10 protein-coding genes are annotated in these 11,327 nt (G+C 63.1%); 1 reads left to right on the top strand and 9 read right to left on the bottom strand.

Translation table 11 applies throughout. The annotated features are described in order from the left end of the window. Nucleotides 1–61: 61 nt before the first annotated feature. From ACF8EF_RS18885 to exbB, 6 genes are all read right to left on the bottom strand, one after another. On the bottom strand, nt 62–1,465 hold the full coding sequence (locus ACF8EF_RS18885) for an HDOD domain-containing protein (protein WP_392461485.1): 1,404 nt from the start codon (nt 1,463–1,465) through the stop codon (nt 62–64). Between the two features lie 78 nt (nt 1,466–1,543). After that, nucleotides 1,544–3,622: an ATP-dependent DNA helicase RecG gene (gene recG / locus ACF8EF_RS18880; protein WP_176682896.1), complete on the bottom strand. Its 2,079-nt coding sequence runs from the start codon at nt 3,620–3,622 to the stop codon at nt 1,544–1,546. Between the two features lie 3 nt (nt 3,623–3,625). Continuing rightward, a complete protein-coding gene (locus ACF8EF_RS18875) occupies nt 3,626–4,552 on the bottom strand; it encodes a hydrogen peroxide-inducible genes activator (RefSeq protein ID WP_012274839.1) in 927 nt (308 codons plus the stop codon). A 94-nt stretch (nt 4,553–4,646) separates the two neighbouring features. After that, nucleotides 4,647–5,378, bottom strand: coding sequence for an energy transducer TonB (locus ACF8EF_RS18870; protein ID WP_176682895.1), 732 nt, complete (start codon nt 5,376–5,378; stop codon nt 4,647–4,649). Next, nucleotides 5,375–5,803 carry a TonB system transport protein ExbD gene (gene exbD / locus ACF8EF_RS18865; protein WP_176682894.1) on the bottom strand — a complete coding sequence of 143 codons (429 nt, stop codon included), beginning with the start codon at nt 5,801–5,803 and terminating at the stop codon, nt 5,375–5,377. The genes ACF8EF_RS18870 and exbD overlap by 4 nt, the downstream gene beginning before the upstream one ends. A 3-nt stretch (nt 5,804–5,806) precedes the next feature. Then, the gene (gene exbB / locus ACF8EF_RS18860) at nt 5,807–6,781 is read right to left on the bottom strand and encodes a tonB-system energizer ExbB (RefSeq protein WP_209969130.1); all 975 of its coding nucleotides are present in this window, start codon (nt 6,779–6,781) and stop codon (nt 5,807–5,809) included. Between the two features lie 190 nt (nt 6,782–6,971). Here exbB and ACF8EF_RS18855 point away from each other — a divergent pair, with 190 nt between their 5' ends. Next, nucleotides 6,972–7,829 (top strand): SDR family oxidoreductase, encoded by an 858-nt coding sequence (locus ACF8EF_RS18855; protein WP_392461486.1) that lies wholly within the window; start codon nt 6,972–6,974, stop codon nt 7,827–7,829. A 169-nt stretch (nt 7,830–7,998) separates the two neighbouring features. Here the strand turns inward: ACF8EF_RS18855 and ACF8EF_RS18850 are convergent, their stop codons facing one another. Genes ACF8EF_RS18850 through spoT form a run of 3 tightly spaced genes read right to left on the bottom strand, consistent with a single transcriptional unit; the run spans nt 7,999 to nt 11,299 of the window. Continuing rightward, a complete protein-coding gene (locus tag ACF8EF_RS18850; RefSeq protein WP_176682891.1) occupies nt 7,999–8,730 on the bottom strand; it encodes a hypothetical protein in 732 nt (243 codons plus the stop codon). Nucleotides 8,731–8,786: 56 nt separating this feature from the next. Continuing rightward, nucleotides 8,787–9,167: a RidA family protein gene (locus ACF8EF_RS18845; RefSeq protein WP_003253379.1), complete on the bottom strand. Its 381-nt coding sequence runs from the start codon at nt 9,165–9,167 to the stop codon at nt 8,787–8,789. Nucleotides 9,168–9,190: 23 nt separating this feature from the next. Continuing rightward, the gene (spoT, locus tag ACF8EF_RS18840; protein WP_392461488.1) at nt 9,191–11,299 is read right to left on the bottom strand and encodes a bifunctional GTP diphosphokinase/guanosine-3',5'-bis pyrophosphate 3'-pyrophosphohydrolase; all 2,109 of its coding nucleotides are present in this window, start codon (nt 11,297–11,299) and stop codon (nt 9,191–9,193) included. Between the last annotated feature and the right edge of the window lie 28 nt (nt 11,300–11,327).

Genomic DNA, 11,327 nt, shown 5'->3' with positions numbered 1-11,327 from the left:
AATCGCGCCAGCTTTTAGAAATTGAGCAAGACAGTTGCTCCCACAGGGTATGCGTTAATGCTTAATGCGGTGCGTGGAACTGCGAAGCCAGCTCACGCAACAGGTTCTCGGCTTCGAGCACCTTGTTCACCACATCCTCGGCCTTGTCCCGGGTAATGCTCAGGCGTTCCAGCAGCTCGTCAGGAATCTCTTCCTGCGGCCCTGAGCCTATACCTTGCAAGCGCAGCAGGCGGGTGGCCAGGCATACCAGGTTGGGGAACGCGAAATATTCGCCGTCGTAGGCCGGATCGTGCTGAAAGCGCAAGGCAGTCGACAGCTCTTCCGGCATGTCCCACAGCTTCATCAGCCAGGCACCGATCTGTTCACGGCTGATGCCCAGCAAGTGTTGCTCCACATAGGTGTGGTTCAAATGCGGGTTGACCTCAAGGTGGCGGCAAATCAGCGAGAAGTGCGGCGGGAACACGTGCGCCAGCAGCAGGTAGCCGAAGTTGTGCAGTAGCCCGGCCAGGTAGGTCAGCCCGGCCTCGGGGCGTTCTGCGCGAGGCATGGCGCGGGTCAGGCCTTCGATGATCGCAGCGGTGTAGATCGACTGTTGCCAGTAGGGCGTGGCCTGCTGCGGGTGGTCCTTGGGCAGGCTCAAGGTCTTGCCTAGCGCCAGGCCCAAGGCCAGGTTGATCACAAGGTCGAAACCCAGCACACGCACGATGGCGTCTTCAACCGAGCGGATCTTGCCCGGCGAACCATAGTAGGGCGATGCAGCCCAGCTCACCACCTGTGCCGCCAGCGCCGGGTCGGTTTCGACCACGCCGGTGATGTCGTCGATGCTGGCGTTGGGATCTACCCGCAGCTTGATGATCTTCTGCGCGCTGTCGGCGAGCGGTGGGATTTCGATGGTTTCTTCCAGGCGCTTCTGAATGCGTCGGGCAGTGAAGGCCTGGACCGCATTGGTGATTTCCCGGGTGTCGTCATCGGGGCGGTCGAGGTTGGGGCTGATGGCTTCGACTTGCTGGCCGAAGCTGCTGGCGCTGGCCTTGGCCAGCATGCGCTTGAAGTGTGCGCGTTCGATTTCCAGCAACAGGCCGGCTTCGCCGGACTGGATAAAGACCGTTTCGGCGTCGAGCAGGGCCTTTTCGTACTGACATGGCGAGCTGGTCAGCGCCGGGATGCCCGGCAGCGCCTTGAGGTGGTGCTTGTCGAGCATCTGCTTCAGGCGCGGTACCGACACGGCGGTCAGCTTGCGCCCGGTCAGCTCGGCCAGGCGGTTGAGGTCCAGCAGGTGGCTCTGCGGGAACAGCACCATGAGGGCGCCGACCTCGTCGTCGAGAAGGACAGCCTGCACCCGCGAAGCCGCTGGCAGGTACGGGTGTTCGACCACCTGGCGGTAGGGCACGCCGAGCTTGTCGAGCAGCAGCCTGATGACAGAGGGGGCGTGTGGGGTTGCGGTGTCCAGGGCAACTTCAGTCATGGTCCGTATCCACTGTTTCTTTTAAACGCGAAGTATAACCAGCCTGCGAGCAAATCTGGATCCATTCTGGGACTGGCGTCACACTTGGCCATATTGTTGGCCATGGCGCAGCCAGCGGTCCAGCAGCGGGCTGACGTGTTCCGGCCAGCGTGATACCAGGGCCTGGGCCGCGTCGCGCACGGCTGGCAGCAGGTCGGCGTCGCGCATCAGGTCGGCGACTTTGAACTGCAGCAGACCGGTCTGGCGGGTACCAAGCATCTCGCCCGGGCCACGCAGTTCAAGGTCTTTTTCGGCGATGATGAAGCCATCGTTGGTCTCGCGCATGATCCCCAAGCGCTCGCGGCCGATCTGCGACAGCGGTGGGTGGTACAGCAGTACGCAATGGCTAACGGCGCTGCCCCGACCAACCCGGCCACGCAGCTGGTGCAACTGTGCAAGGCCCAGGCGCTCGGGGTTCTCGATGATCATCAGGCTGGCGTTGGGCACGTCCACGCCCACCTCGATGACCGTGGTGGCGACCAGAAGCTGCAGGTTGCCAGCCTTGAACTCGGCCATGATCTCGGCTTTTTCTGCCGGTTTCATGCGCCCGTGGATCAACCCTACCCTCAGCTCGCCAAGCGCGCTGCCAAGCTCCTCGTAGGTGCTTTCGGCGGCCTGGCAGGTGAGTTCTTCGGACTCTTCGATCAGCGTGCATACCCAATAGGCCTGGCGCCCCTCGGCGCAGGCGGCACGTACCCGCTCGACCACTTCGAAGCGGCGGCTGTCGGCCACCAGCACGGTGTTCACAGGCGTACGCCCTGGCGGCAATTCGTCGAGCACCGAAGTGTCCAGGTCGGCGTAGGCGCTCATGGCCAGGGTGCGCGGAATAGGCGTGGCGGTCATGATCAGCTGGTGTGGGCACAGCTCGCCGGCCACGCCCTTCTTGCGTAGGGCCAGGCGTTGCTGCACGCCAAACCTGTGCTGTTCGTCGATGATCGCAAGGGCCAGGTGCTTGAACCTTACCTCTTCCTGGAACAGCGCGTGGGTGCCGACCACCATGGGGGCGCCGTTGGCGATCTGCTCCAGGGAAGCGGCCCGGGCCTTGCCCTTGAGTTTACCGGCTAGCCAGGCGACTTCGATGCCCAGCGGTTCCAGCCAGCGCTTGAAGGTAATGTAGTGCTGCTCGGCGAGGATCTCGGTGGGTGCCATCAATGCCACCTGGTAGCCAGCTTCCAGCGCCTGCAACGCTGCCAGTGCAGCGACCACGGTCTTGCCGGCACCCACGTCGCCCTGCACCAGGCGCATCATCGGTTCGTGCTGGCTAAGGTCGTAGGCAATTTCGTTGGCTACCCGTTGCTGCGCGCCGGTCGGCTGGAAGCCCAGGTTAGCCAGGTACTGCGCCTGCAGGTGCGTGGCCTTGGGCAGTACCGGCGCACGCAGGCTGCGCAGGCTTTCGCGCAGGCGTTGTTGCGACAGCTGATGGGTCAGCAACTCTTCGAAGGCCAGGCGGTGCTGGGCCCAGTGCTGGCCTTCGGCGAGTTCGTCGAGGTCGGCATCGGCCGGCGGATTGTGAAGGTAGCGGATGGCTTCGTCCAAGGGTGCCAGCTGGTAGTCCCGGGCAAGTTCGTCAGGCAGCCAGTCGGGCAGGCTGCGCGGGCCAAGCAGGGCAAGGCTCTGCTGGCACAACAGGCGCAGGCGTTGCTGGGTAAGGCCTTCGGTGGACGGGTAGATCGGCGTCAGAGTCTGCTCCACCGGTGGCGGCGGCTCGCTGCCGTTCAGCGCGCGGTACTCCGGGTGGTAGATTTCCAGGCCCGAAGCGCCGGGGCGGGCTTCTCCGTAGCAGCGCAGGTGGGTGCCCCGCTTCAGGCCCTCCTTCTGCGCGTTGCTGAAGTGGTAGAAACGCAATGTCAGCACACCGCTGCCGTCGCCCAGGCGCACCACCAGGCTGCGGCGCTTGCCCATGGTCACATCGGTACCACTGACCACTCCCTCGATAACCGCATCCTGGCCCGGACGCAGCTGGCCGATTGGCACCACGCGCGTGCGGTCCTGGTAGCGCAGGGGCAGGTGGAACAACACGTCCTGCAGGTTTTCCAGGCCAACCTTGGCGAGTTTCTCCGCCATTGCCTCGCCCACACCTTTCAGTACTGTGACCGGGACCTTCGACAGCTCACTCATGACTCAGGCCGGTTGTTCCGCAGGGTTTTTGGCGACCGAGCACAGGCGGATCGAATCGGCGAGGATCTCGATCGCCTTTGGCCGCGGGAAGCTGGCGCGCCAGGCGATGGCTACCGTGCGGAACGGTGCCGGTGCCGTCAGCGGGCGCACTTCGATGACGCCGGGGGCGTAGTGATGGCTGTGCACTGCCGACAGCGGCAGGATCGAAACGCCAAGGCCCGAAGCCACCATGTGACGGATGGTTTCCAGCGAGCTGGACTCTACCGTGGTATGCCTTGAGCCTTCACCCCCCTTGTTCAGGGTCGGGCAGGCTTCCAGTACCTGGTCGCGAAAACAGTGGCCTTCACCGAGCAGTAACAGGCTCTTGTCGTTGAGCATGGCGGTGTCGATGGTCTTCTTCGCCGTCCATGGGTGGTCGGCAGGCATCAGGGCGCAGAACGGTTCGTCGTATAGCGGTAGCGTCAGCACGTCGGCTTCGTTGAACGGCAGGGCGATGATCACCGCGTCCAGTTCGCCGTTGCGCAGCTTTTCGCGCAGTACGTGGGTGAAGTTTTCTTCGATGTACAGCGGCATTTGCGGCGCCACGCGGTGCAGCTGCGGGATCAGGTGCGGGAACAGATAGGGGCCGACGGTGTAGATGGCGCCGACCTTGAGCGGGGCGGTCAGCTGATTCTTGCCGGCCTGGGCCAGCTCGCGAATGCCTTGGGCCTGCTCCAGTACCTTCTGCGCCTGGGCGACGATGCTTTCGCCGACCGGGGTCAGACGTACTGCGCTTTTGCTGCGCTCGAAGATCAGAACGCCAAGCTCGTCCTCGAGCTTCTTCACACCGACCGACAGGGTTGGTTGGCTCACGTGGCAACGCTCGGCGGCATGGCCGAAGTGCTGTTCCTGGGCGAGTGTGACGATGTAGCGTAATTCTGTGAGGGTCATAACGTGCGTCCATGAAGTTGCGGGCCCAGCATAGCGGCTGCAATCGATAGACGCACGTTATCAGACTTGCCGAATTGTGACAGAAACAAAAGTCTCAGCGGCGGTCCAGTGAGTAGACGAACGGTGCCACGACTTCAATCGTGCCATTGTTCAGCAACTCGGGTGGCGGCTTGGGTACCGTGCCGGCCCGACGGATCATTTCCAAGGTCGCCCGATCCAGTGAAGCACTGCCTGAACCACCGGCCATGGAGTACGACACGACCTTGCCTTCGGCGTCGACCACGAAGCGCAGGCGGTTCATACCTTGCAAGCCGCGACGGCGCGCGTCTTCCGGGTAGCGCTTGTACTTGGCCAGGTGGCGCAGCAGGTCGCTCTGCCAGGTTGGCAGGGCGTTGCTGTTGGACGCAATGCTCGGTGCCGGTGCCGCGGACTTCTGCGGTGGCGTGTTGCTGGGCGGCGCATCCACCGTTTGCTCGGTGGGGGGGGCTTCCTTCGGCGGCTCAGGCTTTTTCTCGGGCTTGGGCGGCTGGGGCTTGGCCTTCGGCTTGGGCGGCTTGGGGATGGCAATCTTGGGCTTGGGCGCTTCTGCCAGCTTCGGCATCGGCGGTTCCTCGACCGGGGCCGGTGGCTGCGGAGCTGCCTTTGGGGGTGGTGGTGGCGCAGGCTCCGGCAACGGTGCCAGTTCGACCATCATCGCTGCCGGGGGCAGCTCGATGGCCTGGGGCACCGACCAGTTGAGCGTCAGCAGCACGGCGACCACGTGCACGCCCAGCACGATCGCCAGGCTGCCACCGTAGCGCGCCATGTTAGAGCGCGTTTTCATCATTTCTTGGCTGCCGTCTCGAGACCTACCAGACCGACTTTCAGGTAGCCGGCCGCGCGCATGTTGTTCATCACTTCCATCAGGTCGCCGTAATCCACGCCTTTGTCAGCCTGGAAGAAGATGGTGGTTTCCTTGTCACCCTTGGTCTTGGCGTCGAGCATCGGGCCAAGCTGGTCGGGTGCAGCAACCAGATCGTCGCCGACATACAACTTCTGGTCGGCCTTGACGCTGACGAACACCGGTTTCTCGGGCCTTGGCGCTGGTTTGGCGGTTGAGGCCGGCAGGTCGACCTTGATGTCGACCGTTGCCAAGGGGGCGGCGACCATGAAGATGATCAGCAGCACCAGCATCACGTCGATGAACGGCGTAACGTTGATTTCGTGGTTTTCGGCGAGGTCGTCGCCACCTTCGTTGAGATGCAGGCCCATGGCTTACCCCACTTTCACCATGTGCGGGGCGGCGCGCTCGCTGCCCTGGTGGTCCAGATCACGGCTGACCAGCAGCAGTACCTGGGCGGAGGCATCGGACACCTGCGCCTTGTAACCGGCAATGGAGCGGGCGAAGACGTTGTAGATGACCACGGCCGGGATTGCCGCGACCAGGCCCAGAGCAGTGGCCAGCAGCGCTTCGGCGATACCTGGGGCAACTACGGCCAGGTTGGTGGTCTGGGTCTTGGCGATGCCGATGAAGCTGTTCATGATGCCCCATACGGTACCGAACAGACCGACGAACGGCGCGGTGGAGCCGATGGTGGCGAGGACGCCGGTGCCGCTGCTCATGGTACGGCCGCTGGCATGCACCAGGCGCTCCAGACGGAAACTGACGCGTTCCTTGATGCCTTCTTTTTCGCGAGCGTTCGCCGAAAGACGCATCTCTTCGAGGGCATCATGGACCAGGGTATGGGCCAGGGTGCCTGCCTTGTTGGAGACTTCGCTGGCTTCTTTGAGGGTGGTGGACTTCTTCAGCTGGGCGATTTCGCCACGCAGGCGGCGCTTGGCGCCCATCAGCTCGAAGCCTTTGGCAATCCAGATGGTCCAGGTGATGATGGAGGCGATGGCCAGGCCGATCATGACGATCTTCACCACGATGTCGGCGTTCTTGTACATGCCCCATGGCGACAGGTCATGGGCCATGCCCAGCGAGGTGTCTTCGACCAGGGCTTGAACGCTCGGGTCTGCCGCGGCCGGTGCATCTGCCGGGTTGGTGGCAGTGGCATCAGGCGCCGGCGCATCGGCTGGGGCAGCAGCGGGTGCGGCCGGAGCAGTGGCAGCAGCAGGTGTGGCGGCGTTGGTGGTTGGCTCATCGGCCATGGCCACCGGGGCCAGCACCAGGCTAAGTGTCAGCGCGGCGATGGCGCGCCAGGCGCGCGACGGGGTTGGCGAAGCGGAAGATTGAGTACGTGTCATGCTGGCCGGACCTGATGAAGAAAAAGTGAACGTTCTCCAAGGCCTCGATGCAGGCCGAGAACAAATTGGCGGCCATTATTGCAAGTAATTCTTGTTAACAAAAGTAATATTGTAGCTTTTTTCGCCTATGGTCTAGCCGCCCATCGTGTAGCGTGGCCAGGCTGATCAATTGGTCTAGGGGAGTTTAGAGATGTCAGACCTTTCCGTGATGGTGGTGGGTTGTGGTGATGTGGGTGGGCGTCTGGCCAGGCAGATGTTGGCTAAAGGTTGGAAGGTGAGCGGCCTGCGCCGTTCTGTTGATCAGCTGCCCTCTGGGGTTCAGCCGGTTGCTGCAGACTTGGCCGAACCGTCGATACCGCAGGCCTGGCCACAGGGCGCGCTGGACTACCTGGTGTACTGCGTGGCAGCCAGCCAGCACGATGAGGCGGGTTACCAGGCAGCCTATGTCGATGGTTTGCGCCATGTGTTGGCCTGGTTGGCCGAACGTGGCCAACGCCCGCGCCGGCTGTTGTTCGTCTCCAGCAGCAGCGTGTATGCGCAGAAGGGCGGCGAGTGGATAGAGGAGGGCGCTGCCACCGAGCCTGAGGGCTATTCCGGGCGGGTGATGCTGGAGGCTGAACGGTTGGCATTGGGCAGCGGCATCCCGGCGAGCGTGGTCCGCCTGACCGGTATCTATGGCCCGGGGCGCGAGTGGTTGCTGAGCCAGGTGCGTCAGGGTTACCGCGTGGCCGAGGAGCCGCCGCTGTATGGCAACCGCATTCATGCCGAAGATGCCGCCAGCCTGCTGGCGTTTCTGCTGCAGGCCGATGCTGATGGCAAGGCAGTGGATGATTGCTACATCGGTGTCGACGATGACCCGGCGCCGCTGGCCGATGTGGTGGCCTGGCTGCGGGCGTATATGGGGGTTACCGAGTGGTCCGATGAGCAACGGGTACGGCGTACCGGCAGCAAGCGCTGCAGTAATGCCCGGGCGCGGGCGCTGGGTTGGGCGCCGGTATATCCGAGCTACAAGGAAGGCTACGCCGCGATCCTGGCAGGAAAAGCCTAGCTGGCAACTGGCGCGATGCCTTGTGGGAGCAACTGTCTTGCTCAATTTCTAAAAGCTGGCGCGATCCCTGTGGGAGCGGGCTTGCCCGCGAACACGGGCGAAGCCCGTGCCATCCACCGCGGTGTCTTCTTCGCGGGTAAACCCGCTCCTACAGGGGGCGCGCATCATCTCAGGTGCGCTCCAGCGTCCACTGACGCTTGCCGGCTGCCAGCTCCGGCATTTCATCCGGCTGCGCACGGTTCACTGCCTGGAAAATCTCCAGCTTGTCGCCATCGCGCTTGATGATGAACGGTGCACCGCGCTGGTTGCGCTCCAGCCACAGGCTGTCATTGCTGCCACCCATGGTCGCACAATCACCCGCCAGGCACAGGGCGAAGCGGTCCGGCCCGGGTAGGCCGGTGACGTTGCCGGTGTCGCTGAAGCGCACGCTGGCACCTTTGCCTTGGCCTTCGACGATCTTCCAGTTACCACCCAGGTAGGCCTGGTACAGCGCCTTCTCGAAGCTGCTGCCAAGTGGTGCGTTGGCTGACACCGACGCCTTGGCGCGCACGAAGGTTTGCTTGGCGCCGTTCTGGTCGACGGCCAGCAGCTCGTCGCCATCGAGCGAAAGCTGCTCGGTCTGGCCGCCTTGGAAGCGGGCCTGCCATTGCTTGTCACTGGCGCTCAGCTGGCCGTCAGCGGCCTCGAAACCATTGCTATAGCTGGCTTGCTGATTGGCCACGTCGAGCTTCCACTCGAACACTGGGCCATGCTCATTCAGGGCCTGGCGCAGGCTACCGGCTTTGACCGCCGCAGTGATGGCTTCCTGGTTGATCCAGATGCCGTTGAAGTCTTCGGGTTTGTGGCTGGTGCAGCCGCCCAGTAGCAGGGCTGCCAGCGCGAAGGGCAGTGCTTGACGCATGACGGGGTAACCTTGCGGAGTAAGAAGGGTGACGGGCAGGGCCCGTCACCCGGGCATCATTCGATGACCAGGATGGCGTCCATTTCGACCTGAGAGCCTTTCGGCAGCGCGGCAACGCCGATGGCAGCGCGGGCTGGGTAGGGCTGTTCGAAGTAGCGGCCCATCACCTCGTTTACCTTGGCGAAGTGGCTCAGGTCGGTGAGGAAGATGTTCAGTTTCACGATGTCCTTGAACGAACCGCCAGCGGCTTCAGCCACGGCCTTGAGGTTCTCGAACACCTGCACGGTCTGGGCTTCGAAGCCTTCGACCAGTTCCATGGTCTTCGGGTCCAGAGGGATTTGGCCCGACATGTACACGGTGTTGCCGGCCTTGATCGCCTGCGAGTAGGTGCCGATGGCGGCAGGGGCCTTGTCGCTGTTGATGACGGTTTTGCTCATGATGACTCCTTGCGGTTGGCGGACTACGTACGCATGCGGGTGATGCGGACCACACCGGTCAGGGTACGCAGCTTCTTGATCACACGCGCCAGGTGCACGCGGTCGTGCACGCTGACCACCAGTTGGACCACGCTGATACGGCCGTCGCGTTCGTCCATGCTGATCTTTTCGATGTTGCCGTCGGCGGCGTTGACGCTGCTGGCCAGCAGGGCGATCAGCCCGCGCTGGTGTTCCAGTTCAACACGCAGTTCGACATTGAACTCGCCAGTGATGTCCTTGGCCCAGGAGAGCTGCACGCACTTTTCGGGGTTGTGGCGGATTTCACTGATGTTGCGGCAGTTCTCCAGGTGCACGACCATGCCCTTGCCGGCCGACAGGTGGCCGACAATCGGGTCACCCGGGATCGGCGTGCAGCACTTGGCGTAGCTCAGCACCAGGCCTTCGGTACCGCGGATCGCCAGCGGGCCTTCTGGCGCCGGCAGCTGTTCGCCTTCGGCCGACAGCAGGCGGCGCGCGACCACGTAGGCCATGCGGTTGCCCAGGCCGATGTCTTCGAGCAGGTCTTCTATCAGCTCCAGGCGGTATTCGGCGAGAATAGACTGGACACGTTCCTGAGGGATTTTCTCCAGGCTGCTGTCGAAGCCTGTGAGCACCTTGTTCAGCAGGCGCTCGCCCAGGCTGATGGACTCCGAGCGGCGCTGTTGCTTGAGCGCGTGGCGGATATTCGTGCGCGCCTTGCCGGAGACCACAAAGTTGAGCCAGGCCGGGTTTGGCCGAGCGCCCGGGGCGCTGACGATTTCTACTGTCGAGCCGCTTTGTAGCGGTTCGGACAGTGGCGCCAGGCGGCGGTTGATGCGGCACGCGATACAGCTGTTACCAACGTCGGTGTGCACCGCATAGGCGAAATCGACGGCCGTGGAGCCTTTGGGCAACTCCATGATCCGGCCTTTGGGGGTGAATACGTAGACCTCGTCCGGGAACAGGTCGATCTTCACGCTCTCGATGAATTCCAGCGAGTTGCCGGCACGTTGCTGCAGTTCGAGGATGCCCTTGACCCACTGGCGGGCACGCGCGTGGCTGCCCTTGGGCTGCTCGTCGTCGTTGGACTTGTACAGCCAGTGTGCAGCGATGCCGTTGTTGGCCATCTCTTCCATTTCGCGGGTGCGGATCTGGATTTCGATGGGCACGCCGTGCATGCCGAACAGGGTAGTGTGCAACGACTGGTAGCCGTTGGCCTTGGGGATCGCGATGTAATCCTTGAAGCGTCCGGGCAGCGGCTTGTAGAGGTTGTGCACGGCGCCGAGCACGCGGTAGCAGGTATCCACCTTGTCGACGATGATGCGGAAGGCATACACGTCCATGATCTCGTTGAAGGCACGGCGCTTGCCGCGCATCTTCTTGTAGATGCCATAGAGGTGTTTCTGTCGACCGCTGACCTCGCCCTCGATGCCGTCGGCGGCCAGGCAGTTGGCCAGCGAGTGTTCGATCTTGGCGACGATCTCTTTGCGGTTGCCGCGTGCGCTCTTCACTGCACGGTGAATCAGCGACGAGCGCATCGGGTGCATGGCCTTGAAGCCAAGGTCTTCGAACTCCACCCGCACATTGTGCATCCCCAGGCGGTTGGCGATGGGGGCGTAGATTTCGAGGGTTTCCTTGGCGATGCGCCGGCGTTTTTCGCCAGACAGCACTTCCAGTGTGCGCATGTTGTGCAGGCGGTCCGCCAGCTTGACCAGGATCACGCGGATATCGCGGGCCATGGCCATGGCCATTTTCTGGAAGTTTTCCGCCTGCGCCTCGGCCTTGGTCTCGAAATTCATCTGGGTCAGCTTGCTGACCCCATCGACCAGTTCGGCCACGGTCTCGCCAAACTGCTGGCTGAGGGCTTCCTTGGCGATGCCGGTGTCTTCGATCACATCGTGCAACATGGCCGCCATCAGGCTCTGATGGTCCATGTGCATGTCGGCGAGGATGCTGGCCACGGCCAGCGGGTGGGTCACGTAGGGCTCGCCGCTGCGGCGGCGTTGCCCATCGTGGGCCTGTTCGGCGTAGAAATAGGCACGCCGGACCAGGTTGACCTGTTCGGGGCCAAGATAGGTCGAAAGCCGTTCGGCCAAGGCTTCTATACCCGGCATGGGTTCACCTCCTGCCGAGGAAGAGGGC

The organism is Pseudomonas sp. zjy_15, assembly GCF_043101865.1.
GTDB lineage: Bacteria > Pseudomonadota > Gammaproteobacteria > Pseudomonadales > Pseudomonadaceae > Aquipseudomonas > Aquipseudomonas putida_Y.
The sequence above is the reverse complement of the archived record's forward strand: the minus strand, read 5'-3'. Positions and strand labels throughout refer to the sequence as shown.

Bases quoted from the DNA above. Each gene is read 5' to 3' on its own strand.
- ACF8EF_RS18885 (WP_392461485.1), bottom strand. From the start codon at position 1,465: ATGACTGAAGTTGCCCTGGACACCGCAACCCCACACGCCCCCTCTGTC.
- recG (WP_176682896.1), bottom strand. From the start codon at position 3,622: ATGAGTGAGCTGTCGAAGGTCCCGGTCACAGTACTGAAAGGTGTGGGC.
- ACF8EF_RS18875 (WP_012274839.1), bottom strand. From the start codon at position 4,552: ATGACCCTCACAGAATTACGCTACATCGTCACACTCGCCCAGGAACAG.
- ACF8EF_RS18870 (WP_176682895.1), bottom strand. From the start codon at position 5,378: ATGATGAAAACGCGCTCTAACATGGCGCGCTACGGTGGCAGCCTGGCG.
- exbD (WP_176682894.1), bottom strand. From the start codon at position 5,803: ATGGGCCTGCATCTCAACGAAGGTGGCGACGACCTCGCCGAAAACCAC.
- exbB (WP_209969130.1), bottom strand. From the start codon at position 6,781: ATGACACGTACTCAATCTTCCGCTTCGCCAACCCCGTCGCGCGCCTGG.
- ACF8EF_RS18855 (WP_392461486.1), top strand. From the start codon at position 6,972: ATGTCAGACCTTTCCGTGATGGTGGTGGGTTGTGGTGATGTGGGTGGG.
- ACF8EF_RS18850 (WP_176682891.1), bottom strand. From the start codon at position 8,730: ATGCGTCAAGCACTGCCCTTCGCGCTGGCAGCCCTGCTACTGGGCGGC.
- ACF8EF_RS18845 (WP_003253379.1), bottom strand. From the start codon at position 9,167: ATGAGCAAAACCGTCATCAACAGCGACAAGGCCCCTGCCGCCATCGGC.
- spoT (WP_392461488.1), bottom strand. From the start codon at position 11,299: ATGCCGGGTATAGAAGCCTTGGCCGAACGGCTTTCGACCTATCTTGGC.